The sequence below is a fragment of the Amycolatopsis sp. FBCC-B4732 genome (assembly GCF_023008405.1).
GTDB lineage: Bacteria > Actinomycetota > Actinomycetes > Mycobacteriales > Pseudonocardiaceae > Amycolatopsis > Amycolatopsis pretoriensis_A.
The window spans coordinates 9139344-9162028 of record NZ_CP095376.1 but is presented as its reverse complement, the minus strand read 5'-3'; the positions used below and the strand labels follow the sequence as shown (position 1 = coordinate 9162028).

24 protein-coding genes and 1 pseudogene are annotated in these 22685 nt (G+C 70.5%); 8 read left to right on the top strand and 17 right to left on the bottom strand.

What is annotated here, in order from left to right; translation table 11 throughout:
* Window positions 1-11: 11 nt before the first annotated feature.
* The 3 genes from MUY14_RS41635 to MUY14_RS41625 form a co-directional block, all read right to left on the bottom strand.
* Window positions 12-1328, bottom strand: a complete 1317-nt coding sequence (locus tag MUY14_RS41635) for a citrate synthase (protein ID WP_247018012.1) — start codon at window positions 1326-1328, stop codon at window positions 12-14.
* A gap of 197 nt (window positions 1329-1525) precedes the next feature.
* The gene (locus MUY14_RS41630; protein ID WP_247018011.1) at window positions 1526-2467 is read right to left on the bottom strand and encodes a carbohydrate kinase; all 942 of its coding nucleotides are present in this window, start codon (window positions 2465-2467) and stop codon (window positions 1526-1528) included.
* 41 nt (window positions 2468-2508) lie between these two features.
* Window positions 2509-3090: a TetR/AcrR family transcriptional regulator gene (locus tag MUY14_RS41625; protein WP_247018010.1), complete on the bottom strand. Its 582-nt coding sequence runs from the start codon at window positions 3088-3090 to the stop codon at window positions 2509-2511.
* Window positions 3091-3254: 164 nt separating this feature from the next.
* Between MUY14_RS41625 and MUY14_RS41620 the strand changes: the two genes are divergently transcribed.
* The 3 genes and pseudogenes from MUY14_RS41620 (at window position 3255) to MUY14_RS41610 (ending at window position 5693) form a co-directional block, all read left to right on the top strand.
* On the top strand, window positions 3255-4391 hold the full coding sequence (locus MUY14_RS41620) for an acyl-CoA dehydrogenase family protein (RefSeq protein WP_247018008.1): 1137 nt from the start codon (window positions 3255-3257) through the stop codon (window positions 4389-4391).
* Window positions 4392-4484: 93 nt separating this feature from the next.
* Window positions 4485-5090: pseudogene (locus MUY14_RS41615) on the top strand (Uma2 family endonuclease).
* Window positions 5091-5144: 54 nt separating this feature from the next.
* The gene (locus MUY14_RS41610) at window positions 5145-5693 is read left to right on the top strand and encodes a Uma2 family endonuclease (RefSeq protein ID WP_247018007.1); all 549 of its coding nucleotides are present in this window, start codon (window positions 5145-5147) and stop codon (window positions 5691-5693) included.
* A gap of 19 nt (window positions 5694-5712) precedes the next feature.
* Here the strand turns inward: MUY14_RS41610 and MUY14_RS41605 are convergent, their stop codons facing one another.
* From MUY14_RS41605 to MUY14_RS41595, 3 genes are read right to left on the bottom strand one after another with little or no spacing between them, the layout of a single operon-like run.
* Window positions 5713-6930, bottom strand: a complete 1218-nt coding sequence (locus MUY14_RS41605) for an amidohydrolase (protein WP_247018006.1) — start codon at window positions 6928-6930, stop codon at window positions 5713-5715.
* Window positions 6931-6941: 11 nt separating this feature from the next.
* Window positions 6942-7439 (bottom strand): GNAT family N-acetyltransferase, encoded by a 498-nt coding sequence (locus MUY14_RS41600; protein ID WP_247018005.1) that lies wholly within the window; start codon window positions 7437-7439, stop codon window positions 6942-6944.
* A complete protein-coding gene (locus MUY14_RS41595; RefSeq protein ID WP_247018004.1) occupies window positions 7406-8311 on the bottom strand; it encodes an aldose 1-epimerase family protein in 906 nt (301 codons plus the stop codon). Before MUY14_RS41595 ends, MUY14_RS41600 begins: the two co-directional genes overlap by 34 nt.
* 168 nt (window positions 8312-8479) lie before the next feature.
* On the opposite strand from MUY14_RS41595, the gene MUY14_RS41590 reads away from it, so the two are divergent.
* From MUY14_RS41590 to MUY14_RS41580, 3 genes are read left to right on the top strand one after another with little or no spacing between them, the layout of a single operon-like run.
* On the top strand, window positions 8480-9058 hold the full coding sequence (locus MUY14_RS41590; RefSeq protein ID WP_247018003.1) for a TetR/AcrR family transcriptional regulator: 579 nt from the start codon (window positions 8480-8482) through the stop codon (window positions 9056-9058).
* Window positions 9058-9894 (top strand): MBL fold metallo-hydrolase, encoded by an 837-nt coding sequence (locus tag MUY14_RS41585; RefSeq protein ID WP_247018002.1) that lies wholly within the window; start codon window positions 9058-9060, stop codon window positions 9892-9894. The genes MUY14_RS41590 and MUY14_RS41585 overlap by 1 nt, the downstream gene beginning before the upstream one ends.
* Window positions 9891-10715 carry an MBL fold metallo-hydrolase gene (locus MUY14_RS41580; RefSeq protein WP_247018000.1) on the top strand — a complete coding sequence of 275 codons (825 nt, stop codon included), beginning with the start codon at window positions 9891-9893 and terminating at the stop codon, window positions 10713-10715. The genes MUY14_RS41585 and MUY14_RS41580 overlap by 4 nt, the downstream gene beginning before the upstream one ends.
* Before the next feature lie 3 nt (window positions 10716-10718).
* Here MUY14_RS41580 and MUY14_RS41575 read toward each other — a convergent pair whose 3' ends face one another.
* From MUY14_RS41575 to pdxH, 3 genes are all read right to left on the bottom strand, one after another.
* Window positions 10719-11270 (bottom strand): DUF3558 family protein, encoded by a 552-nt coding sequence (locus MUY14_RS41575; protein ID WP_247017998.1) that lies wholly within the window; start codon window positions 11268-11270, stop codon window positions 10719-10721.
* A 76-nt stretch (window positions 11271-11346) separates the two neighbouring features.
* Window positions 11347-12612: an MFS transporter gene (locus MUY14_RS41570; RefSeq protein ID WP_396126883.1), complete on the bottom strand. Its 1266-nt coding sequence runs from the start codon at window positions 12610-12612 to the stop codon at window positions 11347-11349.
* Between the two features lie 106 nt (window positions 12613-12718).
* Window positions 12719-13396: a pyridoxamine 5'-phosphate oxidase gene (pdxH, locus tag MUY14_RS41565; protein ID WP_247017995.1), complete on the bottom strand. Its 678-nt coding sequence runs from the start codon at window positions 13394-13396 to the stop codon at window positions 12719-12721.
* A gap of 229 nt (window positions 13397-13625) precedes the next feature.
* On the opposite strand from pdxH, the gene MUY14_RS41560 reads away from it, so the two are divergent.
* Entirely contained in the window at window positions 13626-15293 is a 1668-nt protein-coding gene (locus tag MUY14_RS41560) for a cytosine permease (RefSeq protein ID WP_247017994.1), read from the top strand.
* 101 nt (window positions 15294-15394) lie between these two features.
* On the opposite strand, the gene MUY14_RS41555 is transcribed toward MUY14_RS41560, so the two are convergent.
* From MUY14_RS41555 to MUY14_RS41525, 7 genes are all read right to left on the bottom strand, one after another.
* Complete coding sequence (locus MUY14_RS41555) at window positions 15395-16105, bottom strand: TetR/AcrR family transcriptional regulator (RefSeq protein ID WP_247017993.1); 711 nt, start codon at window positions 16103-16105, stop codon at window positions 15395-15397.
* Between the two features lie 112 nt (window positions 16106-16217).
* Window positions 16218-16919, bottom strand: a complete 702-nt coding sequence (locus MUY14_RS41550; protein ID WP_247017992.1) for an urease accessory protein UreD — start codon at window positions 16917-16919, stop codon at window positions 16218-16220.
* Window positions 16916-17605 carry an urease accessory protein UreG gene (gene ureG, locus MUY14_RS41545; RefSeq protein WP_247017991.1) on the bottom strand — a complete coding sequence of 230 codons (690 nt, stop codon included), beginning with the start codon at window positions 17603-17605 and terminating at the stop codon, window positions 16916-16918. Before ureG ends, MUY14_RS41550 begins: the two co-directional genes overlap by 4 nt.
* Window positions 17595-18266: an urease accessory protein UreF gene (locus MUY14_RS41540; RefSeq protein WP_247017990.1), complete on the bottom strand. Its 672-nt coding sequence runs from the start codon at window positions 18264-18266 to the stop codon at window positions 17595-17597. The genes ureG and MUY14_RS41540 overlap by 11 nt, the downstream gene beginning before the upstream one ends.
* On the bottom strand, window positions 18266-19981 hold the full coding sequence (locus tag MUY14_RS41535; protein WP_247017988.1) for an urease subunit alpha: 1716 nt from the start codon (window positions 19979-19981) through the stop codon (window positions 18266-18268). The genes MUY14_RS41540 and MUY14_RS41535 overlap by 1 nt, the downstream gene beginning before the upstream one ends.
* Window position 19982: 1 nt before the next feature.
* Window positions 19983-20288: an urease subunit beta gene (locus MUY14_RS41530; protein ID WP_247017986.1), complete on the bottom strand. Its 306-nt coding sequence runs from the start codon at window positions 20286-20288 to the stop codon at window positions 19983-19985.
* A gap of 11 nt (window positions 20289-20299) precedes the next feature.
* Window positions 20300-20602, bottom strand: a complete 303-nt coding sequence (locus MUY14_RS41525; RefSeq protein WP_155540714.1) for an urease subunit gamma — start codon at window positions 20600-20602, stop codon at window positions 20300-20302.
* Window positions 20603-20891: 289 nt separating this feature from the next.
* Between MUY14_RS41525 and MUY14_RS41520 the strand changes: the two genes are divergently transcribed.
* On the top strand, window positions 20892-22040 hold the full coding sequence (locus tag MUY14_RS41520) for a citrate synthase 2 (RefSeq protein ID WP_247017984.1): 1149 nt from the start codon (window positions 20892-20894) through the stop codon (window positions 22038-22040).
* Between the two features lie 56 nt (window positions 22041-22096).
* On the opposite strand, the gene MUY14_RS41515 is transcribed toward MUY14_RS41520, so the two are convergent.
* Window positions 22097-22684, bottom strand: coding sequence for a TetR/AcrR family transcriptional regulator (locus MUY14_RS41515; protein ID WP_247025494.1), 588 nt, complete (start codon window positions 22682-22684; stop codon window positions 22097-22099).
* Window position 22685: the final 1 nt, after the last annotated feature.

Sequence of the window (22685 nt, the reverse complement as noted above, 5' to 3'; positions counted from 1 at the left end):
AGCCGGTCGGGTCAGCGCTCCGACATCGGGGTGTAGTCCCGCGAAGCGTGGCCGGTGTAGATCTGCCGCGGGCGGCCGATCTTGGTGGCCGGGTCGTTGATCATCTCGCGCCAGTGCGCGATCCAGCCCGGCAGGCGGCCGAGCGCGAACAGCACCGTGAAGAACTTCGTCGGGAAGCCCAGCGCCCGGTAGATCAGGCCGGTGTAGAAGTCCACGTTCGGGTACAGCTTGCGCTCGATGAAGTAATCGTCGGAAAGCGCGGTTTCCTCGAGCTTCTTGGCGATGTCGAGCAGCTGGTCGCCGCCCTTCAGCTTGCCGAGGATCTCGTCGGCGGTGTTCTTGATGATCTTCGCGCGCGGGTCGTAGTTCTTGTAGACCCGGTGCCCGAAGCCCATCAGCTTCACGCCCTTTTCCTTGTTCTTCACCCGCTCGACGAACTTAGCGACGTCGCCGCCGTCGTTCTTGATGCCCTCGAGCATGTCGAGCACCGCGGCGTTCGCACCGCCGTGCAGCGGGCCGAACAGCGCGTTGATGCCGGCCGAAATCGAGGCGAACAGGTTCGCCTCGGACGAGCCGACCAGGCGCACGGTCGAGGTCGAGCAGTTCTGCTCGTGGTCGGCGTGCAGGATGAACAGCAGGTCGAGCGCCTTCGCGACGTCCGGGTCGACCTCGTACGGCTCGGCCGGGAAGCCGAACGTCATCCGCAGGAAGTTCTCGACCAGGCCGAGCGAGTTGTCCGGGTAGAGCAGCGGCTGGCCGACGGACTTCTTGTACGCGTACGCGGCCAGGGTCGGGACCTTGGCCAGCAGCCGGATGGTCGACAGCTCCACGTTCGGCTCGTCGAACGGGTCGAGCGAGTCCTGGTAGAAGGTCGACAGCGCCGACACCGCGCTGGACAGGACCGGCATCGGGTGCGCGTCGCGCGGGAAGCCGCTGAAGAACGCCTTGAGGTCTTCGTGCAGCAGGGTGTGGCGCTGGATCTTCTCGGTGAAGTCGGCCAGCTGGCTCTGGGTCGGCAGCTCGCCGTAGATCAGCAGGTACGAGACCTCGACGAAGGTCGACTTCTCGGCCAGCTGCTCGATCGGGTAGCCGCGGTAGCGGAGGATCCCGGCGTCACCGTCGATGTAGGCGATGGCGGACGACGCGGCGCCGGTGTTGACGAAGCCGGGGTCGTAGGTGATGTACCCCGTCTGCGCCAGCAGCTTCCCCAGTTCGATCCCGGGCGCGCCCTCGACCGGGTGGACGATCTTGAACTCGTGCTCGCCACTCGGCAGGGTCAGCTTCGCGGTTTCGCCGCCGGACTGCCCCGCAGTCGTCGCGTCGGACATGCAAGTCCCTCTCACGTTCGGCACGGAGCGGCGGCGCCTGTACGTTTCACAGGTAGCCACGTGTTCACGCGAGGAAACACTGGCGCCTCGCTGCACACCGCCCCGCTGGGGTATGAAGAATGCCTCTCTACGCTAGTCGAGGAACTGGTGTTCGCGCAGCGGTGGCGTTGCTCCTGGGGGCCCCTTTGGGACCAGGTTCACACGCCGGACGCCATATCGGCCGAAGTCGGCGGCTCGGCCCCGCTCCGCGAAACGGTGATGGACGCCGCTTTCGCCGCGAACCCCAGCGCCTCGCGCCACGCCTCGGCGTCGAGAGAAGCCAGGTCGGTGACCTCCCGGGTGTGCAGCCAGGCCAGCAGCGAGCCCTGGACGGTGTCGCCCGCGCCGATGGTGTCGACCACGGTGACCTTCCGGGCGGGCACGTGGGCCAGCTCACCTGCGGCGGTGATCACCGCGACGCCGTCGGCGCCCCGGGTGAGCACCACGGCGTCCACACCGGACTCGACCCACGTCTTCGCGGCGGCGAGCGGGTCGGCGCCGCCGGTGAGCCACGCGGCGTCGTCGTCGGAGATCTTGAGCAGCCGGACGTCCGGCAGCCAGGACGTGAACCGGGCGCGGTAGGCGGCCGGATCGGTGATGAGCGCTTCGCGGATGTTCGGGTCGAGGACGGTCAGCACGCCCCGCGCGGCCTCGCGCCGCAACATCGCTTCGTACGCCGACGCGCCGGGTTCGAGAACCATCCCGAGGGTGCCCAGCGAGAGCGCGGTCACCCGCTCCGGAAGCGGTCCCGGGTCGGCGACGAGCCGGTCGGCGGTGCCTTCGACGTAGAAGGTGTAGCGCGCGGCCCCCTTCGCGTCGAGCGCCACGACGGCGAGCGTCGTCGGCTCGTCGCCGCGCTGCAGCAGCGAGGTGTCGACGCCGGAAGCGTGCAGGCGCTCGACCATCGCGTCGCCGAAGCGGTCGGTCGACACGCGCGAGAGGAACGAGGCCGGCACGCCGAGCCGTCCGGCCGCCAGTGCGACGTTGTACGGACCACCGCCCAGCCGGGGCAGCAGCGCGCGCAGCCCACCGTCCACAGTGGAATCCAAGGGGTCGCCGGGAACCAGGTCGACCAGAGCTTCTCCGCCTACGACGATCACGCCGGGAGTTTAGTGGAGTTCAGGCTGACAATTCCTGTCCGCTATTTGTTCAGCCCGCCGAGCAGCAGTTCACCCAGAGCGGTGAACGCTTCGGCGTCGGAAACGTCCGTGCGCCGGCCGAGTTCCCCGGTCTGGATGCCTTCGATGATCAGCCCGGTCATCTCGGCGACGAGCCGGGCGTGGACGTCGCGGAACACCCCTTCGGCGACGCCCTTGTCGATGAACCGCCGGAGCCGCTGGGCCGCGAACCGGCTGTTGACCTGGTAGGCCTCGCGCGCCGGGCCGAACTCGGCGAGGTCGCGCATGAACGCGGGCGACGCCCGGTTCAGGTGCTCGGCGACGCCGGCCAGGTACTCCCCGATCAGCTTGCGCGCGTCGTCGATCCCGGCGATCCGCTCCTCGATCCGCTCCGCGGCGCCCCGGAAGAAGTGGGTGACGACCCTGACCGCGAGCTGCTCCTTGCTAGGCGCGAGCGCGTAGAGCGTCGACTTCGAGCAGCGCAGGCGCCCGGCGAGGTCGTCGAGGGTGAAGGCCACGAAGCCCTCGGCCAGGAAGAGCGCCTCCAGATCGGCGAGCAGGGCGCGCTGGCGCGCGGTCGGCCGTCGGCGGGTTTCGGGGCGCATCGGCTCACTATCTCCTACGTCATCCGGCCACCCCAGGCCCCTCGTACTGTACTCTGAGCGGGCCCACAGTACTGTTTTCAGTACCGTGACATCCCGGAGCTCCGCCCCGGGCCGGGGGCTCCGCCACCCGGAGCCCCCGAAAGACACTGGTTTGGAGGACGACGATGCCCGCCGAACGCTTGCTGCCCGACTCGGACGCCGAGGACCTGGTCGCCCTGGCCACGGAGATCGCGCGCGACGAGCTCGCCCCGCGCGCGGCAGCGGCCGAGGAAGCGGAGGAGTTCCCGCGCGAGCAGTTCCGCCTGCTGGGCAAGTCCGGCCTGCTGGGCCTCCCGTACCCGGAGCGCTGGGGCGGCGGCGACGTCCGCTACGAGGTCTACCTGCAGGTCCTGGAGGAGCTGGCGACCGCGTGGATGACGGTCGGCGTCGGGCTGTCGGTGCACACGATGTCCTGCTACGCGCTGGCGGAGTACGGGACCGATGCGCAGCGCGACGAGTGGTTCCCCGACATGCTCGAAGGCTCGCTGCTGGGCGCGTACGCGCTCTCGGAGACCCAGGCCGGCTCGGACGCGGCGGCCCTGACGACCCGCGCCCGGCTGGACGGCTCGGACTACGTCGTCAACGGGACGAAGGCGTGGATCACGCACGCGGGTGTGGCCGACTTCTACACGACGATGGTCCGCACCGGCTCCGACGAGATCTCGTGCCTGCTGGTCGACGGGGCCACCGAAGGCCTTTCGGCGGCACCGCGCGAGCGGAAGATGGGCCTCACCGGCTCCCCGACCGCCCAGCTGATCTTCGACGGCGCCCGCGTACCGGCGTCGCGGCTGCTGGGTTCGGCGGGTGACGGGCTCCGCATCGCACTGTCGTCGCTCAGCTCGGGGCGGCTCGGGATCGCGGCGTGCGCGGTCGGGCTGGCCCAGGCGGCGCTCGACGAGGCCGTGGCGTACGCGAAGGGTCGTTCGCAGTTCGGCCGCGCGATCATCGACTTCCAGGGCGTGGAGTTCCTGTTGGCCGACATGGCGGCGACGGTGGAGTCTTCGCGGGCTTGCTACCTGGAGGCGGCGCGGCGGCGCGACCGCGGGCTGCCGTTCCAGCGCCAGGCGTCGATCGCGAAGCTGGTGGCCACGGACGGCGCGATGAAGGTGACGACGGACGCGGTCCAGGTCCTCGGCGGGGCGGGGTACACGCGGGACTTCCCGGTGGAGCGGTACATGCGGGAGGCGAAGGTGCCGCAGATCTTCGAGGGCACGAACCAGATCCAGCGGATGGTGATCGCGCGGGAGCTGAAGAAGGCCTGATCGAGCGAGTTCTGTCACAAGCTTGCGACACTTACGGTTACTCTTGGTTGCACCTGAGCCGTGAGACAATGCCGGGCGACGTGAGGAGCCGTTGTGATTGCACTTCCCAAGCCGGGCCCTGCTCGTAAGTGGGAGATCCCTGATCACCTGCTGACGATCGAGGAGTACGCGGCGCTCGGTGAAACCGACACAGGTTTCACCGAACTCGTGGAAGGCCGCGTCGTGATGTCACCCAGCCCCAAGCCCAGACACAACCGTGCGATCTACCGGCTGGTGGCACAGATCGAAGCGCAGCTACCGAAGCACCTCGACTTTGTTCCCGACACGGATGTGGATCTCGGCCTTGCGCCTGCGGGCAAACCCGGCTTCTCCCGCCGCCCGGACCTGCTGATCGTCGACAAGGCCGCGATCGCCCGAGTCAATGACGACAACGACATGCTCCGAGCCGAAGAGGTAGCCATTGTCGTCGAAATCGTGTTGCCGGGGTCTAAGCGCACCGACTACCACGTGAAGCACGACTAGTACGCCGACGCCGGCATCCCGCACTACTGGATCGTCGACATCACCGAGCCCATCTCGCTGGTCGCCTGCCACCAAGCCGGCGAATTCGGCTACCTGGACGCCTCCGCGGTCACCGGCACCTTCACCACCGACGTGCCGTTCCCGGTCAAGATCGACCTCGACACCCTCCTCGACTGACCCGACCCGGTCGAGCGAACGCTGTCCCACCCCCGGGACGGATACCGTTTCCGCATGCCCGACCAGCTGCTGAGCATCGAGGAGTACCGAGCGCTCGGGGAGTCCGACCGCGGCTTCACCGAGCTGGTCGAAGGCCGCGTAGTCCCCTCGCCCGGTGCCGGCCGCGCGCACAACCTCGCCGCCTGCCGGCTCGCCGCGCAGCTGGAACGCCAGCTGCCGCGCGGCCTCGCGTTCGTCCTCGGCACCGACCTGGACCTCGGCCTGGCGGCACCCGGCGAGCCCGGCTTCGCCCGCCGTCCGGACCTGCTGGTCTTCGAACGGACTGCCCACGACCCGATCCGCGCCCAGGACGTGGCGGTGGTCGTCGAGATCGCGACAACGGGCTCCCGGCGCACGGACTACCGCGTGAAGCACGACGAGTACGCCGACGCCGGCATCGCGCACTACTGGATCGTCGACATCACCGAGCCGGTCACCCTCGTCGCCTGCCAGGGCTACCGAGACGCGCCGGCCGTCACCGGCACCTTCGCGACCGGTGAACCCTTCGCCGTCGAGCTCGACCTGGACGCGTTGATCGGGCGGCACGCCGGAACCGCCCGGTAACCGGCGTGCCGCCCGAAACTCAGCGGGTCTCGCGGTACCTGCGGTCCTTCGAGACGCCTTCGCCCAGTTCCTCGTCGAAGTGGTACACCTCATCGCCGCGCACGAACACGCGAAGCGCGCGGTTCATCACATCGAGTGGGTCGCCGGACCACAGCACGACGTCGGCGTCCAGGCCCGGCTTGAGCGAGCCGATCTGCCCGTCCAGGCCCAGCATGGCCGCCGGGTTGACGGTCAGCGACTTGAGCGCCGTCGCCGGGTCGAGGCCGTCCTTGACCGCCAGGGCGGCCTGGTAGACCAGGAAGTTGATCGGGATCACCGGGTGGTCGGTCGTGATCGCGATCCGCACGCCGGCGCGGGCCAGGATGCCGGCCGAGCGCAGGGTGCGGTTGCGCAGCTCCACCTTGGACTTCGTGGTGAACAGCGGGCCGAGGATCACCGGCACGTCGCGCTCGGCCAGCAGGTCCGCGATGAGGTGGCCTTCGGTGCCGTGGTTGATGACCAGCTTGTAGCCGAACTCGTCGGCCAGCCGCAGCGCCGTCACGATGTCGTCGGCGCGGTGGACGTGCTGGTCCCAGTACAGCTCGCCGTCGAGGACCTTCGCCAGCGTCTCCAGCGTCAGGTCGACCTCGTGCGGCTTGCCCTCGGCCTCGGCGTGCGCGCGCTTGGCCTGGTAGTTGCGGGCCTTGGTGAAGGCCTCGCGCAGGATCGCGGCGACGCCCAGCCGGGTCGACGGCGTCTGCTTCTTCTCGCCGTACACGCGCTTCGGGTTCTCGCCGAGCGCGCTCTTCACGCTGACGTGCTCCGCGAAGACCATGTCGAGGATGCTGCGGCCCCAGGTCTTGACGCCGATCGTCTGCCCGCCGATCGGGTTGCCCGACCCGGGCTTGATGACGACGCTCGTGACGCCGCCGGCCAGCGCGTCGTCGAAGCCCGGCTCGTACGGGTCGATGCCGTCGATCGCGCGGAAGCGGGCGCCGTTCGGGTCGGTCATCTCGTTGGTGTCGTTGCCGGACCAGCCCTCGCCGTCCTCGTGCACGCCGAGGTGCGCGTGGGCGTCGATGAAGCCGGGCAGCACCCAGGTGCCGGCCGCGTCGACGAGTTCGGCGTCCTCCGGGATGTCGACGTCGGCCTCGGCACCGATCGCGACGATCTTGCCGCCGTCGATGAGGACCGTGCCGCCGTCGATGGGTTCACCGTCGATGGGGACGACGTAGCCCCCGACAATTGCCTTCGCCATAGTTCGCCACGCTAACGAACTCGCCCGGGCACGCGCACGCGGGCCTTCTCCAAGTGCACCAGTTCGTGGTTGTTCTCCGGCGTCCGGTGCGTCTCGCGGTACCCGTGCTTGGCGTACAGCCGCAACGGCCCCACGCTGTTCGAGCCCGTGAAGAGCCGGAAAACCGTCACCTCCGCCGGCGCCGAAGACTCCGCGAACCGCAGCAGCCCGCTGCCCAGCCCGAACCCCTGCCGGTCCGGCGCGACGACCAGCCGGCCGATCACCCCGACCGGCCCGGTCACCGTCAGCCGGACCGACGCGACCAGGCGCCCGTTCTCCCTGATGCCCCAGGAGAGGCCCGTCAACGCCGCCCGCGTCTCGTCGAGCGTCTCCAGCAGCGGCGGCAGGTCGAGGTCGCCGTGCGCGCGGGCCTCGGTCACGTACGCCGCGCGCTGGAGCGTCAGCACCTCGCCCGCGTCGGCGGGGCCCAGACGGTTCACCGGACCCGGATGCCCCAGCTGCCCGACCACGAGGCCGACGGCTCGAGCTCGATCAGGTCGGTGCCCGTGTTCAGCGCGTCGGCCGGGCAGGTCATCGGCTCGATCGCGACGGCCCGGCCGCGGCCGACCAGGTCGTCCGGGGTGAAGACCTGCGCCCAGTGGAAGTCGGGGCCGGTCCAGACCACCAATTGCTGGTCGCCGTGGGCCAGCACCACGTGGTGCGTGCCGTCCGCGGCCGCGGTGAGGCCGCCGAACGCCGTGTCCAGGTTGACGCCTTCGAGCACGCGCCCGGCGCGGAAGTCGTACTCCGTGCCCTCGACGTCCTGCTCCGGCGCGTACGGCATCTGCTCGTCACCGAGGTACGGGCGCACGCGGCTCGCCGGCAGGGTCAGGGTCAGCTCGTCGGTCGGGACGTCGCCGATCCGGAAGTACGGGTGCGTGCCGACGCCGACGCCGATCGGCTGCTCGCCCTCGTTGCGGATCTCGTGCGTAATGGTCAGTTCGCGCGGCGCGAGCTCGTACGTCACCGTCGCGCGCAGCGGCACCGGCCAGCCGGGCTGCACCTCGACGTCGACGGCCAGGGTGATCGACGACTCGGCGTGCTCCAGCAGCTCCCACTCGAGGTGGCGGGTCAGGCCGTGGATGGCGTTGCCGCGCGCCTCCTCGGTGATCTCGAGCTGCTGCTCCTCGCCCTGGAACGTCCACTTCCCGGCCTTGGTCCGGTTCGGCCACGGCAGCAGCACCTGGCCGGCGCCCTTCGGCGGCTTCTCGTCTTCGCCGAACTCCTCGACGTACGGCGCTCCGCCGACCTCGAAAGCGCGCAGCCCGGCGCCGATTTCGGTGACGACGGCGCGCGCGTTGCCGCGGGTGATCTCGAACTGCTGACCGGTCGGGTTGCCCATGGGCACGACCTTACCGATCCGCACCGTTGCCGATCCGGCCAAAGGTAGGCCGCCCCCGAAGCGGCACGCGACCGTTGCGATGGACCGATTCGGCCGTGACCGTGGTCGGAGCGGCAACGAACAGCACAGTACTAGACCGGTCGTCATAGTTTGCGCTACGGTCACACCATGGTCCGTCGCACCGACACGCGGCAGCGGATGCTCGACACCGCCGCCGACCTGTTCCAGACCCAGGGCTACCACGCCACCGGCCTCACCCAGCTGACGACGGCGGGCGGCGCGCCCAAGGGGTCGCTCTACTTCCACTTCCCCGGCGGCAAGGAACAGCTCGCCGCCGAAGCCGTCCGGCTTTCGGGCGCACGCACCGGCGCACTGCTCGAAGCGATCCTCCGCGACGCACCCGACGCGCCGACCGCCATCAGCCGGGCGATCGACGCGCTGGCGGCTTTCCTGACCCAGTCGGACTTCCAGCGCGGCTGTCCACTCGCGACGGTCGCATTGGACGCCGCCGCGACGAGCGAGCCGATCCGCGAAGCCTGCGCCGACGGCTACTCGGCCTGGCACGCGATCTTCACGGATTACCTTGCCGGGCAAGGTCTTTCCGCCGGACGCGCGGACGAGCTGGCCACCGTCGTGCTCGCCGCGATCGAAGGCGGGCTGCTGCTGGCCCGCACCCGCCACGACCTCGCGCCGCTGCGCGCTGTCGCCACCCACCTGCACACCACCCTCGAGCGGGAGCTCTCCTGATGCGCGTCCACCACCTCGACTGCGGCACCATGCGCCCGCTCGGCGGAAAGCTGATCGACGGCCGGCCGGGCCTGTTCCGGCGCGCCACCATGGTCTGCCACTGCCTGCTCCTCGAAACGGACACCGGACTCGTGCTCGTCGAGACGGGCATGGGCACGCCGGCGGCGGTCGACCGCGCCGCCTGGCTCGGCGCCGGCTTCGTCCGCCAGTCCAACCCCGTCCCGGACCCGGCGCGGACCGCGATCGCGCAGATCCGCGCGCTCGGGTTCGACCCCGCGGACGTCCGCGACATCGTGCTGACCCACCTCGACCTCGACCACGCGGGCGGGCTGATCGACTTCCCGTGGGCGCGCGTGCACGTCTACGCCGAAGAGCTGCGGGCGTTCACCGAGCCGCGCGACGCCGCCGAACGCGGGCGCTACCGCCGGATCCAGTTCGCGCACGGTCCACAGTGGACGTCCTATGCGGACACCGGCGAGCCGTGGTTCGGCTTCGACGCCGTCCGGCAGCTCGACGGACTGCCACCGGAGATCCTGCTGGTCCCGCTCTCCGGGCACACGCGCGGGCACGCCGGGGTCGCCGTCGACACCGGGAGCGGCTGGCTGCTCAACGCCGGCGACTCGTACTTCTTCCACGGCCAGGTCGACCCGGCCGGGCCGAGCTGCCCGCCCGGGCTCAAGTGGTTCGAGGGCCGCATGGAGACGGCGAAGGGCGCCCGGCTGGACAATCACCGCCGCCTGCGCCAGCTTGTTCAGGAGCACGGCGACGAGGTCACCGTCTTCGCCGCGCACGACGAGACCGAGTTCCTCCGGCTGAGCACCAGGAGCAGCGTATGAAGGTGCACCACCTGAACTGCGGATCGATGCGCCCGGCGGGCGGCAAGCTGCTCGACGGCGAGCCGGGCCTGCTGCGGCGGGCCGAGCTGGTCGCGCACTGCCTGCTGATCGAGACCGGCGACGGCCTGGCGCTGGTCGACACCGGCTTCGGCGCGCACGCCGTGGCCCGCCCCGGCGAGTGGCTCGGCCGTCCGTTCATGGCGATGGTCGGCGCGCGCGTCGAGGCCGCGGAGACGGCCGTGGCCCAGATCCGCGCGCTCGGCCTGGACCCGGCCGACGTCCGGCACATCGTGATGACCCACCTCGACGTCGACCACGCGGGCGGCCTGGCCGACTTCCCGAACGCCGTCGTGCACGTCCGCGCCGAGGAGCACCGCGCGGCGACCGCCCCGGCGAACGCGGCGGAGAAGAACCGCTACCGGGCGGCCCAGTTCGCGCACCGCCCGCTGTGGAGCACGTACGACGAGACGGGCGAGCCGTGGTTCGGCTTCGAAGCGGTCCGCTCGCTGAAGGGCTTGCCGCCGGAGATCCTGCTGGTCCCGCTCACCGGCCACACGCGCGGCCACACCGGCGTCGCGGTCGACACGGGCGACGGCTGGCTCCTGCACGCGGGCGACGCGTACTTCTTCCACGGCCAGCTGGACCCGGTCGCCCCGCACTGCCCACCGGGGCTGACGGCGTTCCAGAACATCGTCCAGACCCTGCGCAAGCCGCGGCTGGAGAACCTGGCGCGGCTGCACGAACTCGCGCGCGACCACCACGACGAGGTCAAGGTGTTCTCCGCGCACAGCCCGGTCGAGCTGGCCGCGCTGAGGCGGTGAGCGTCAGCTGGCGTCGACGGCCTGCTTGACCAGCGGCGCGATCTGCTCGGCCGTCATCTTCGCCGGGCCGGTGTAGTTGACCAGCACCGGCGTGCCCGCGACCAGCTCCGCCGTGGCGAGGGTGGCCGTCTTCTGCTCGTCGACGTAGTAGACGGCGCCGTCCGGGAAGCCGGCGACGTCCTTCGCGCCCGCCTTCGCCTTCTTGATCGACGCCACCATCTCGGCGGGCTTGCCCTGCTTGCCCTCGTAGCGGGTGACCGCGAGCGCGCCCGCGGCCTTGCCGTCCAGCTGGTACTCGCAGCTGCGCGCCTTGCCGCCGTTGGCCGCGTTGTCCTGCACCGGGCCCGGGACCGCCGTCAGGTTGTCCAGGAACAGCGCCTTCGACACGGCCGCCGCGGGCAGCAGCTTGCACGGGTCGAGCGACGCGGCCGCGGCGTTCGAGCTCGGCGCCGGCTTCGGGGCCGCGGACGACGACGTCGCCGTGGTGGGTTTGTCCCCCGAGGAGCAGGCGGTCAAAGCGGCGAAAGCGACAAAAACGACGGCGAGGGTACGCATGTCCGCACCGTACCCCGCCCCGCCCCACCACCAACCTCAGGGGAGAAGCTTCGCTTCGCTGGCCCTGTTCCGCGGCCTACGCGGTCGGTGCCCGGTATCGCCAGAACGCCGGGAGCACGAACATCGCGGCGCAGACCAGCACGATGACCAGCAGGCCACCGCCGGTCGCGGCCGCCGACGTGCCGAACGCGGCGGCGCCCCAGCCGTGCGTGAGGTCGGCGATCCGCGGGCCGCCCGCGACCACGACGGTGAAGACACCCTGAAGCCGTCCGCGCATTTCGTCGGTGGTCGCGACCTGCAGGATCGCCATCCGGTAGACCGCGCTGACCATGTCCGCGGCGCCGGCGAGCGCCATGAAGACGACGGCGAGCCACAGCGAGTGCGCGAGCCCGAACCCGGCGACCGCCGCGCCCCACGCGCAGATCGACACGACGACCGCGACACCCTGGCGGTGGATGCGCGTCAGCCAGCCGCTGAACAGCCCGATCAGCATCGCGCCCAGCGGCAGGGCGGCGTAGAGCCAGCCGAGCGCGGGGCCGCCGCCGGGCGGGTCGCCGAACGTGCGCTCGGCCATCTCCGGGATCAGCGCGCGCGGCATGCCGAAGACCATCGCGATGATGTCGGCGACGAACGAGGCCAGCAGGATTTTCTGCCCGGCGAGGTACCTGAAGCCGTCGACGACGTCGCTGAGCCCGGCGCGGCGCGACGGCCCGTTGAGCGGCGGGATCGACGGCAGGCGCCAGACCGCGATGAGCGTGATCGCGAGGGCGACGACGTCGATCAGGTAGAGCGTCGAGAGGCCGAGGACGGGGATCAGCGCGCCGGCGAGCAGCGGCCCGAAGACCGCGCCGAAGGTGGACATGGTGGTGTTCAGCGCGTTCGCCGACGGCAGCAGCTCGGCGGGCACGAGCCGGGCGACGACGGCACCGCGCGTCGGCATGTTGATCGCGAAGAACGCCTGGTTGAGGGCGAGGAGGCCGAGCACCAGCCAGACGGACCCGAAGTTCGCGAACGCCTGCAGCCAGAGCAGCGCGGAGGTGATCGCGACCCCGACGTTGGTGACGAAGAGCAGCTTCCGCCGGTCGACGGCATCGGCGACGGCCCCGCCCCAGAGCCCGAAGACCAGCAGCGGCACGAGCGCGACGAGGCCGGTGAGCCCGACGTAGGCGGACGACCCGGTGAGGTCGAAAACCTGCTTCGGCACGGCGACGGCGGTCAGCTGGGCGCCCACGGCGGTGACCACAGTGGACAGCCAGAGCCGCCGGAAAGCCGGGATCTTCAGCGGCCGGGTGTCGACGATGATGCGCCCGAGCACCTTGCGCACACCCGAGCGGGGCGGCAGGGTCCCCCGTTCACCAGTCACAACAGACGAGCTTAGCTCGGCTAACTATCTCGGGGCGCGTGATTTACGTCGCCCGCGATCGAGTGACCCCGCCGACCGGCACGACTCAAGGGGCGACGCGCTCCACGTGCCACCCGTCGTGCGTCCGCATGTACCGCAGCCGGTCGTGCATGCGGTCCTCGCGGCCCTGCCAGAACTCCACCAGGTCGGGCCGGATCCGCCAGCCGCCCCAGTGGGGCGGGGCCGGGATGTGCTCGACGTCGGCGAAGCGGCGCTCGATGCCGCTCAACGCGTTGTCCAGCGCGCGCCGGCCGTCGACCACCCGGGACTGCGGGGACGCCCACGCCCCCAGCTGCGAACCGCGCGGGCGCTTCGCCCAGTACTCCGCCGTCTCCTTGGTGCCGACCTTCTCCACCTCGCCGCGGACGTGGACCTGGCGCTGCAGCGGGTACCAGGGGAAGGTGACCGACGCGTACCGGGTCGCGGTCAGGTCGTGGCTCTTGGTCGACGTGTAGTTCGTGTAGAACACGACACCGCGGTCGTCGAGGCCCTTGCACAACACGGTCCGCGACGAGGGGCGGCCTTCGGCGTCCGCCGTCGCGAGGACCATCGCGTTCGGCTCGGCGATGCCGGCGGCGACGGCCTGGTTCAGCCAGCCCTGCAACTGGTCGGTCCAAGTGGCGGCGAGCGCGGATTCGTCGAACGCGGCGCCGTCGTAGGCCACCCGCATTCCCGGAAGCCGTACTACGGCGTCTTCCACCTGGTCCTCGATTCCCGGCATCATGGCCAAACCTCCACGCCCGGTCGGGGCATCAGTCGACTTCGGCTCTAGGCACGTTAAGGCCTCGCGAGCTGCAGCGGAACCCACTGAACGGTGACACCCGACACGACGTCCGCGCCATCGGCCCGTAACCGCAGGACAGCAAGCCGTAACCCCCGCGTTACCCGCTGGACCAGGATCGATACAGGACGCACCTACCTTCGGCCCGTTCCCCACCACCCCGGAGGCAGGCATGACCGAGACCCTGTCCAGCGCCGAAGAAAGCGCCCCGCCGAAACGCCGCTACGCGCCGCTCGCCGCCAACGAAAACCGCGAAGACTACTCACTGCGCTTCGCTGCGCATTCGTTCCGGAAATGGTCACCGTTCGTGGTCGCGACGACCGCGCTCGGCGGCATCGCCTATCTCGCCGACTTCGCGATCGGCGCCAGCATCGTCCTTTCCTACGGCTTCACGTCCGGGGTCCTCGCGATCCTCGCCGCGGCCGTCGTGATCTTCGTGACCGGCGTGCCCATCGCGGCCGCCTGCGCGAAGTCCGGAGTGGACATGGACCTGCTGACCCGCGGGGCCGGCTTCGGCTACTTCGGGTCGACGCTGACGTCGCTCGTCTATGCGAGCTTCACCGTCATCTTCTTCTCCCTCGAAGGCTCGATCATGGGCCAGGCCTTCGAGCTCGCCCTCGGCATCCCGCTGCCGGTCGGCTACCTGCTCGCCACGCTGATCGTGCTGCCGTTCGCGCTCTACGGCATGGGCGCGGTCGCGAAGATGCAGACGTGGACGCAGCCGCTGTGGATCGCCGGCCTGGTGCTGCCGTTCGTCGTCGTGCTGGTCCGCGAGCCGGGCAAGTTCGCCGAGTTCGCGCACTTCGGCGGCACCGAGGGCGCCGGCTCCGGGTTCTCCGCGATCGGGTTCGGCCTCGGCATGGGCGTCGCGCTGTCGCTGATCGGGCAGATCGGCGAGCAGGCCGACTACCTGCGGTTCATGCCCGAGAAGACGGCGGAGAACAAGCGGTCGTGGTGGGCCGCGGTGCTCGCGGCTGGCCCCGGCTGGGTGATCCTCGGCGCCGCGAAGCAGATCGGCGGGGCGCTCCTGGCGTTCCTCGCGCTCGGCGTCGTCGGGAAGACGCACGCGCTCGAGCCGATCGCGCCGTACCTGGAGGCGGTGAAGCCGGCGCTGGGCCCGGTGGCGCTGACGTTCGCCGCGCTGTTCGTCGTCGTCTCGCAGATCAAGATCAACACGACGAACGCGTACTCGGGCTCGCTGTCGTTCGCCAACTTCTTCTCCCGCGTGCTGCACAAGCACCCCGGCCGCGTCTGGTACGTGCTGGTCAACTGCGGGATCGCGCTGGCGCTGATGGAGTTCGGCGCGTTCGGCTTCCTGAACAAGATCCTGGGCTTCTACTCGAACGTCGCGATCGCGTGGATCGGCGCGGTGTGCGCGGACCTGGTGATCGCGAAGCCGCTCGGGCTCTCGCCGCGCTACATCGAGTTCAAGCGGGCCTACCTGCACAAGATCAACCCCGTCGGGTTCGGCTCGATGCTGGTCGCGTCGGCGGTGTCGATCGTGGCGTACTTCGGCGCGTTCGGGCCGTTCCTGGCCGCGTTCAGCCCGCTGCTCGCGCTGGTCATCGCCATCATCCTGGTGCCGACGCTGGCCGCGGCGACCCGCGGGAAGTACTACCTCGCGCGGGAGAACGCGGTCATGACCACGGCGGACGACCTGCGCGCGACACACACGTGCTCGGTCTGCGGCGACCCGTACGAGCTGCCGGACGTCGCGGACTGCGCGAAGCAGGACGGCCCGATCTGCTCGCTGTGCTGCACGCTCGACAGCACCTGCCACGACGTGTGCCAGACGGCCGGCCCGGTTTCGCTGGGCTTGCCGACGGCCCGGACCCCGTAGAGTCCGCAAAGGCCCTTCACCGTCCATCCATGCCCCCGCCGCCACCCTCAACGGAGGCGCTACGCGCCGCGGGCTTGAATGGTGCTGCCGGTGAAGGGCCTTCACGTTGGCCGGGTTCCCCCCGGGTCCCCCTCCCGGCTCGACTCCTTCACGTCCGAGGCGGCGCCGGGGTTGCCCGGGATTTCCAAGATCTTTTCCGGCCGCATGATGGCCGCCAGCATCAGCGCGCGCAGCTCCGCGCCGACGTCCTCGACCGGCAGCGGCGGCTCGTGCGCCTGCCACTCGCGCAGCAGCCCGGTGGCCGCGCCGACCAGCGCGATCGCCGTCAGCCGGTAGTCGCGATCGGGCGCGACACCGTGTTCGGCCGCGCGGCGGGCCTCGGTCGCGATGAAGGTCGCCCACCGGCCGACCCAGATCTGGTGCTGTGCTTCGAGCTCCGGGCTGACACCGACCGCTTCGACGTAGTTGAGCCGCGGCAGCCGGGGATCGGCGGTGACGGTGTCGATGAAGACGTCGAGCAGCGTGGCGATCCGGGTCATGGCGTCGGCGCCGGCGACCTTGTCGAGGGCGTCGGTGACGTGCTCGAGCGCGAGGGTGTTGATCTGGTCGTGGAGGATGCGGAGCACGTCCTCCTTGCCGGTGAACTCCTCGTAGAAGTTCCGCGTCGAGACCCCCGCGCGCCCGCACACTTCGGTGATCTTGGTGTGCCGGAACCCGGCGGAGGTGAACAGCTCGAGCCCGGCCGCGAGCAACCGCTCACGGCGGTCGGCACGGCGTTGTTCGGGTGCGACGCCGCCGTAGGTGCGAGCCACCGGTTGTCTCCTCCTTCTGAGGGATTGCCAGATCCTACCGGGTCGGCTACTTTGTGAGAATTTTTATTACCACTTTTACGGAAACGGCGGCACCGACCTGCTCCTGAAGCTCTTACGAACTCGCGAAGGGACGAAGAGCGGTAACGGCGTCGGGGGCCAGGGACGTCGTGAGGGTGCCGCCCGCGGCCAGCGGGGTGCGGGACCACCACTCGCCCGAGGCCGCCGGGAGGTCCGCGCCGCCCACCACCAGATCTGTCGCCAGGACCCGGCGGCCCGCCAGCACCGCCAGGCTGCCGTCCAAGGCCGATCCGATCGGCAACGTCTGCCGCAGCACCGGCACCGAACCCCGCATAACCGACGACGAAGTCGTCAACGAACCCGGGGACTCCCCCGCCCGGCCGAGCACCAGCACCTCCCGCGTGTGCAGGTAGGCGTCCGGAGCCACCTCAGCGCGGAAAACCGCCGTGTGCCGGGCCCGGGCCGTGATCACCGTCGGCTCCGGGAGGTACTCCAGCGAACCGCCCGGCTCCACGACAACGTCCACAGTGGACAACGACGGCTCGCCGTGGAGGCCGGGCAGGGCGAGGGTCGCCGCCACGCCGGACAAGCGCAGGGACGCTCCCGGCCCCACCCGGATGGTGAGCAGCAGGTCGTCGCCACCCAATGGGGACGTCGCCGAATTCACCACGTGGACCACCGCCGCCGGACCGCGGCCGCGGCGAGGGAACAACGTCAGCGGCGCCATCGAACGCAGCTCTCGCAGCACCGTTCGCGAGCCGTCGAAGCACGCCGTCAGCCGGGCGTGGGCCTTCACAGCAGGGAACGGACCCAGCCGGCCACCGCCGGGGCGTCCGGGGTGTCCACCAGGGACTGGGTGATGACCGGCAGCTCGCCGCGCATCCGGTGCGCGTCCGACGTCATCACGTCCATGTCCGCGCCCACCAGGTGCGCGATGTCGGTCTTGTTGATCACCAGCAGGTCCGCCGTCGTCACGCCGGGGCCGCCCTTGCGCGGGACCTTGTCGCCGCCCGCCACGTCGACCACGAAGATCTGGCTGTCGGCCAGGCCGCGGCTGAACACCGCCGTCAGGTTGTCGCCGCCGCTTTCGATGATCACCAGGTCCAGGCCCGGGAACTTCTCCTCGAGGCGCTCGACCGCGTCCAGGTTCGCCGTGATGTCGTCGCGGATCGCCGTGTGCGGGCACGCGCCCGTCTGCACCGCCTCGATGCGCGCCGGGTCCAGAACGCCCGCGCGGCGCAGGAAGTCCGCGTCCTCGGTCGTGTAGATGTCGTTCGTCACCACGGCGAGGTTGATCTCGTCACCCAAAGCGCGGCACAGGGCCGCGGTGAGCGCCGTCTTGCCCGAACCCACCGGGCCACCGATGCCGATCCGGTACGCGCGGCCGGCCGTCGGCGCCGGGTCGTAGTGGTCGGGATCGGCGGCCGTCGGGTCGAAGTTGACCTCGTGGACGTGACCGTGACCGTGACCTTCAGCTGGCAAAGAGACGCACCTCTTCCTGGTGGTGCCGGGCGTGCGCCTCGGCGAACAGATCCAACGCCGGCGATCCCGGCGAAGGCAGCGACGCCGGATCGTCCCCGGCCACGGCCGCCGCTTCCGCACAAACCGGAGCGAGGTCCAACCGAGCCACGACGGCGTTGACGGCGAAGGGATCCAGACCCAGCAGCCGCACGACCGCGCTCGCCGGGCCGCTCACCGCCAGGTACGCGGCCGCCATCGCGGCGTCGTACGGCGAGCCGCCCGCGACGCCGACCAACGCGCCCAGCACGATGGGGTGGTGGGGACGCGGGGTTTCGGTCAGCAACGCGTCCAGAACGGGAGACGGCCAGGCGATCCGGCCGGCCCGAGCGGTACCGCGGCCCTGCGCCCGCGATGCGTCACGCTGCGCGAGCGACGGGGTGCGCGCGTCCAGCTCACTGTCCAAAAGCGACCAGTTCCCGCCCGCGGCGGCCGCATGTGCCGAGGCAGCCGCGAAAACGGCCGTCAGGAACCCCGTCGTCCGCAACCGTCCGGAAAGGAATCCCGGCAGATCACGCACGGACGTCACCAGCCGGCGGGAGACGACTTCCTCCATCCCGCCACTGTGGACGTGCCCGCCGCCGGGGAAACGGGAGTCCGCGAGGATCAGCGCCGAAAGGTCCATCAGAAGAGGAAGTACCGTTGGGCCATCGGCAGTTCCGTCACCGGCTGCGGCTCGATCAGCTCGCCGTCGACGTGCACGGCGAAGCTGTCCGGCTCGACGCGGACGTCCGGGGTGGCGTCGTTGAGCACCATGTCCGCCTTCGTCCGCGCCCGCATGTTCGAGACGGCGACGAGCGGACGCGTGATACCGAACTTCTCGCGCAACCCGCTGTCCAAAGCGGACGGTGCGACGAAGTGCAGGCTCAAGGCGGCACCGATGTTCGCCCCGAACATGGGGCGCGCCATGACCGGCTGCGGCGTCGGGATGGACGCGTTCGCGTCGCCCATCGCCGCCCACGCCGGGAAGCCGCCCTTCAGCACCACGTGCGGGCGGACGCCGAAGAACTTCGGCTCCCACAACACGAGGTCCGCGAGCTTGCCGACCTCGACCGAGCCGATTTCGGTCTCCATGCCGTGCGCGATGGCCGGGTTGATCGTGTACTTGGCGACATAACGACGTGCGCGCAGGTTGTCGGCCGCACCGTCGCCGGGCAGGGCGCCGCGACGCCGTTTCATCACGTGCGCCGTCTGCCAGGTCCGGATGATCACCTCGCCGATCCGGCCCATCGCCTGCGAATCCGAGCTCATCATCGAAATGGCGCCGAGGTCGTGCAGGACGTCTTCGGCGGCGATGGTCGACGGCCGGATGCGGCTCTCGGCGAACGCGAGGTCCTCCGGCACCGACGGGTTCAGGTGGTGGCAGACCACCAGCATGTCGAGGTGCTCGTCGAGGGTGTTGGCCGTGTGCGGCCGGGTCGGGTTGGTCGACGACGGCAGCACGTTCGGCAGCGAGACGACTTCGATGATGTCCGGCGCGTGGCCGCCACCGGCACCTTCGGTGTGGTACGCGTTGATCGAACGCCCGCCGATGGCGTCCACAGTGGACTCCAGGAAGCCGGCCTCGTTGAGCGTGTCGGTGTGGATCGCCACCTGGACGCCGGCTTCGTCGGCCACGGTCAGGCAGGCGTCGATGGCGGCCGGGGTGGTGCCCCAGTCCTCGTGCAGCTTGAAGCCGCCCGCGCCGGCCGCGAGCTGCTCGCGCAATGCGTCGCGACGGACCGTGTTCCCCTTGCCCAGCAACAGGACGTTGACCGGGTAACCGTCCATGGCGGACAGCATCCGGCCGAGGTTCCACGCGCCGGGCGTGACGGTCGTGGCCTTCGTGCCCTCGTTGGGACCGGTGCCGCCACCGACCAAAGTGGTCAGACCGGCGGCCAGCGCGGTGTCGACGAGCTGCGGGCAGATGAAGTGGACGTGGCAGTCGATGCCGCCCGCGGTGAGGATCTTCCCGTTGCCGGCCAGGACTTCCGTCGACGGCCCGATCACCAGCGCCGGATCGACGCCGTCCATCGTGTCCGGATTGCCCGCCTTGCCGATGCCGACGATCCGGCCGTCGCGCACGCCGACGTCGGCCTTGACGACACCCCAGTGGTCGAGGATGACCGCGCCGGTGATGATCAGGTCGGGGGCGCCCTCGGCCCGGGTCGCCGTCCCCTGGCCCATGGACTCGCGGATGACCTTGCCGCCGCCGAACAGCACCTCGTCGCCGGAGCCGCCGGGGCCCATCGAGCGATCCTCGGTGACCTCGATCAGCAGGTCGGTGTCGGCGAGCCGGATCCGGTCGCCGGCGGTCGGGCCGAACAGCTCGGCGTAGCGCTCGCGGTCGATCTGCGGCATTTCAGAACTCCCCGGCGAATTCGGACCGCAGGCCCGGAACACGGCGCGCGCCGGCGAGCGGCACGAGGTCGACTTCGCGTTCGACGCCGGGCTCGAACCGCACCGACGTCCCGGCCGGGACGTCGAGCCGGTGGCCGCGGGCGGCGTCCCGGTCGAATTCGAGGCCCGGGTTGACCGCGGCGAAGTGGTAGTGCGAGCCGACCTGCACCGGCCGGTCGCCGAGGTTGCGGACCAGGAGCCGGACCCGCGGACGGCCGGGGTTCAGCTCGACCGGCTCGTCGCCGGGAATGATTTCACCTGGGCGCATCGATCCCTCATTCACACGATCGGGTCATGCACGGTGACGAGCTTGGTGCCGTCCGGGAACGTGGCCTCGACCTGCACGGAATCGACCATCTCGGGCACGCCGTCGAGCACCTGCGCCCGTGAGAGCACGCTCCGGCCGCTCGCGACCAGCTCGCTGACCGTGCGCCCGTCGCGGGCCCCTTCGAGGACGTGGTCGGTGATCAGCGCGACCGCTTCGGGGTAGTTCAGCCGGACGCCGCGGTCCAGCCGCTTCCGCGCGACGTCCGCCGCCACGTGGACGAGCAGCTTGTCGCGCTCCTGCGGACTGAGGTGCATCCGCTAGGTCTATCACCCGGACCACGACGTCGCCTGGTTCGGAAACATACCTTTAACCTGGACTTCGTCACAGTCCGTGGCGAAAATTCTCCGGTCGGACGGCTTCGGTGACTGAATCGTTCTCGTAATCGTGACCGAAACCACCGCTTCTTTCGATTGCCCCCCGGCGATCGAGGGAGCAAGGTCTATCCATCCGTGCGATGGCGCGCGCGTTCCGTGCGCATTTCCGTCCGCGCGTGCACCACCACCAAGACGGGGAAAAAAGCGCACCGAAAGGTTCCGCGAAACAGTGACTACCTCCACGATCAGCAAGCCACAGCCGTCCGGCCAACCCGACGACGGCTTCCGACCGGGTCTGGAGGGCGTCGTCGCCTTCCACACCGAAATCGCCGAACCCGACCGGGACGGCGGTGCGCTGCGCTACCGCGGCGTCGACATCGAGGACCTCGCCGGAAAGGTGACCTTCGGGGACGTGTGGGGCCTCCTCGTCGACGGCCGGTTCGGGCACGGCCTCCCGCCCGCCGAGCCCTTCCCGCTGCCGGTGCACACCGGCGACGTCCGGGTGGACGTCCAGGCCGCGCTGGCCATGCTCGCGCCGATCTGGGGCTACCGCCCGCTGCTCGACATCACCGACGAAGAGGCCCGTGAGCAGCTGGCCCGCGCCTCGGTGATGGCCCTGTCCTACGTCGCGCAGTCGGCGCGCGGCATCGGCCAGCCGGCCGTGCCGCAGGCCCGGGTCGACGAGGCCCACTCGATCACCGAGCGGTTCCTGATCCGCTGGCGCGGCGAGCCGGACCCGGCGCACGTCCGCGCGCTCGACGCCTACTGGGTGTCGGCCGCCGAGCACGGCCTCAACGCCTCGACCTTCACCGCGCGCGTCATCGCCTCCACCGGGGCGGACGTCGCGGCGGCCATGTCCGGCGCGATCGGCGCGATGTCGGGCCCGCTGCACGGCGGCGCCCCGGCGCGCGTGCTGCCGATGATCGAAGAAGTCGAACGCTCCGGCGACCCGGCGGGCCTGGTCAAGGGCATCCTCGACCGCAAGGAACGCCTGATGGGCTTCGGCCACCGCGTCTACCGCGCCGAGGACCCGCGGGCGCGGGTGCTGCGCCGGACCTGCAAGGAGCTCGGCGCGACCCGCTACGAGGCGGCCGCCGCGCTGGAGCAGGCGGCGCTGAAGGAGCTGCGCGAGCGGCGCCCGGATCACCCGATCGAGACGAACGTCGAGTTCTGGGCCGCGGTCATCCTGGACTTCGCCCAGGTCCCGCCGCACATGATGCCCGCGATGTTCAGCTCGGCCCGCACCGCCGGCTGGGCCGCGCACATCCTGGAGCAGAAGCGCACCGGACGTCTGGTGCGCCCGTCGGCCAAGTACGTCGGCCCGGCGCCCCGCACCCCCGAAGACGTCGAAGGCTGGGAACTGGTCACCAAGCACTGACCCCCAAGCGCACTTTCACGTGAAAGTGATCCGGAGGCACACCCTCCACATCACTTTCACGTGAAAGTGCAGGCCTCTTCGTGGGTGGCGGTTGCGGCGAGCATCGCCGTGAGCTGGGCGACCAGCCACGTGTCGAGGTCTTCGCGGGCGATCGTGCGTTCCTGGAGCCAGCTCAGCAGCGCGCCCTCGACGACCGCGGTCCAGCAGCGGAGCGTCAGGGAGAGCAGCGGCGAGGGATCCGTGACGGACAGCGCGTCCAGGATCAGGGCCACCGCGCGGTTGCGGACCTCGTCGATCGCCGCGTCCGTGTCCGACGTCGCGATCACCGAACCGCTGCGCAGCAACGCGATGTACCCGGCCCGGTAGTGGTCGGCGACGTCGATCAGGCCCCGGACGGCCGCCCGGAGGCGGGTTTCGGGCGGGCCCTCCTCGAGCCCGGCGAGTCCGTCGATGAGGCCGTCGGTGACCGTGCGCAACGCCTGCACCTGCAGTTCGCGCAGGCTGGAGAAGTACCGGTAGAACAGCGGCCGCGACACCTCGGCGCGCGCGACGATGTCGTCCACGGTGACCAGTTCCGGCGCCCGTGACCCGAACAGGTCGAGCGCAGCGCCGATCAGGTCGTCGCGGCGGGCCTGCGGTGACATC

Coding starts and splice junctions, on each gene's coding strand:
- MUY14_RS41635 (WP_247018012.1), bottom strand. CDS start 1,328: ATGTCCGACGCGACGACTGCGGGGCAGTCCGGCGGCGAAACCGCGAAG.
- MUY14_RS41625 (WP_247018010.1), bottom strand. CDS start 3,090: ATGCGCCCCGAAACCCGCCGACGGCCGACCGCGCGCCAGCGCGCCCTG.
- MUY14_RS41620 (WP_247018008.1), top strand. CDS start 3,255: ATGCCCGCCGAACGCTTGCTGCCCGACTCGGACGCCGAGGACCTGGTC.
- MUY14_RS41610 (WP_247018007.1), top strand. CDS start 5,145: ATGCCCGACCAGCTGCTGAGCATCGAGGAGTACCGAGCGCTCGGGGAG.
- MUY14_RS41605 (WP_247018006.1), bottom strand. CDS start 6,930: ATGGCGAAGGCAATTGTCGGGGGCTACGTCGTCCCCATCGACGGTGAA.
- MUY14_RS41595 (WP_247018004.1), bottom strand. CDS start 8,311: ATGGGCAACCCGACCGGTCAGCAGTTCGAGATCACCCGCGGCAACGCG.
- MUY14_RS41590 (WP_247018003.1), top strand. CDS start 8,480: ATGGTCCGTCGCACCGACACGCGGCAGCGGATGCTCGACACCGCCGCC.
- MUY14_RS41585 (WP_247018002.1), top strand. CDS start 9,058: ATGCGCGTCCACCACCTCGACTGCGGCACCATGCGCCCGCTCGGCGGA.
- MUY14_RS41580 (WP_247018000.1), top strand. CDS start 9,891: ATGAAGGTGCACCACCTGAACTGCGGATCGATGCGCCCGGCGGGCGGC.
- MUY14_RS41575 (WP_247017998.1), bottom strand. CDS start 11,270: ATGCGTACCCTCGCCGTCGTTTTTGTCGCTTTCGCCGCTTTGACCGCC.
- pdxH (WP_247017995.1), bottom strand. CDS start 13,396: ATGATGCCGGGAATCGAGGACCAGGTGGAAGACGCCGTAGTACGGCTT.
- MUY14_RS41560 (WP_247017994.1), top strand. CDS start 13,626: ATGACCGAGACCCTGTCCAGCGCCGAAGAAAGCGCCCCGCCGAAACGC.
- MUY14_RS41540 (WP_247017990.1), bottom strand. CDS start 18,266: ATGGACCTTTCGGCGCTGATCCTCGCGGACTCCCGTTTCCCCGGCGGC.
- MUY14_RS41535 (WP_247017988.1), bottom strand. CDS start 19,981: ATGCCGCAGATCGACCGCGAGCGCTACGCCGAGCTGTTCGGCCCGACC.
- MUY14_RS41530 (WP_247017986.1), bottom strand. CDS start 20,288: ATGCGCCCAGGTGAAATCATTCCCGGCGACGAGCCGGTCGAGCTGAAC.
- MUY14_RS41525 (WP_155540714.1), bottom strand. CDS start 20,602: ATGCACCTCAGTCCGCAGGAGCGCGACAAGCTGCTCGTCCACGTGGCG.
- MUY14_RS41515 (WP_247025494.1), bottom strand. CDS start 22,684: ATGTCACCGCAGGCCCGCCGCGACGACCTGATCGGCGCTGCGCTCGAC.